General features: G+C 39.0%; 1 pseudogene. It reads left to right on the forward strand.

Features of this window, described 5'->3' with window-relative positions:
* Window positions 1-59: 59 nt before the first annotated feature.
* Window positions 60-1135 (forward strand): annotated as a pseudogene (locus tag AB671_RS21995) (IS3 family transposase); the annotation flags it as partial.
* Window positions 1136-1263 lie beyond the last annotated feature (128 nt).

Genomic DNA, 1263 nt, shown 5'->3' on the forward strand with positions numbered 1-1263 from the left:
TTGTAATCTTCCCCAAAAACCGTATCATTTAAAAATATAGTTTTTAAATTTGGAAGACTATGAAAAACAGTAAATTTTCAGAAGTTCAGATCATCAAGATTTTATCTGAGCAAAATCAAGGAAAGACAGTGAATGAAATCTGTCGGGAGCACGGCATCAGCCAGCCGACATTTTACAAATGGAAGAGCAAATATGGCGGATTGGATGTGCAGCAACTCTCGAAGATGAAAGAACTTGAAAAGGAACTTTCACAATACAAAAAGATCGTAGCGGAACTTACGCTGGAAAATGTGGTGATGAAAGATGTGATCGCAAAAAAGCTTTAACACCTTCCGAGAAACGGGAACTGGTTGTTTATTCCGTGTCACAGCGCGGTATAAGCACTCGGAATGCGTGTAAACTTTTTCTCATAAACAGTTCTGTATTTTATTACAAGAAGAAGAAAAACAATGAAGACGACAAGATTCGGGAAGAACTATTCTTGCTTGCAAACCAGCATCAGACCTGGGGATTTTGGACGATGCATCACCGTTTGAGAAACTTGGGTTTCGGGTGGAATCACAAGCGGGTTTACAGGATTTACAAATCGATGAAACTGAATCTGAGAAGCAAGCGGAAAAAACGACTTCCGGCAAGGGTAAAAGAGCCTTTGCTTCGACCTATTTATCCCAATGTAACGTGGAGTATGGACTTTATGCACGACACTTTGGAATGTGGTAAAAGCGTGAGAAGCCTCAATATTATTGATGATTTCAACAGAGAGATTTTGAATATTACCATCGATACCAGTTTACCGTCATCAAGAGTAGTTTCACAACTGGAGCAACTGATCGACTGGCGTGGGAAACCTGAAAAAATAAGAGTTGACAACGGTCCGGAGTTTATTGCAGAAAAACTAAAAGATTGGTGCAATAAAAATGAGATTGCACTTCATTATATTCAGCCTGGAAAACCTACGCAGAACTCTTTGGTGGAGAGATTCAACAGGACTTTTCGGACAGAATTTTTAGATGTTTATCTTTTTGAGGACATCAGGCAGATGAGAAATTATTCAGAAATCTGGATGTGGATGTATAACAATGAGCGGCCTCACAAATCATTGCAATACCTCACACCAAGGGATTTTTTGTTGAAATATGGAAAACTTGCCCAAGCTACGGCCAACGAGTTTCCCACATTCCAACAAAATTTTAACAACGACAACAATCAATTATTAACAAAAAACTCTACTTTTGAGTGGGCCTAAAGTGGGTGAGATTACAT

This window comes from Chryseobacterium sp. BGARF1 (genome assembly GCF_001677955.1).
Lineage (GTDB): Bacteria > Bacteroidota > Bacteroidia > Flavobacteriales > Weeksellaceae > Chryseobacterium.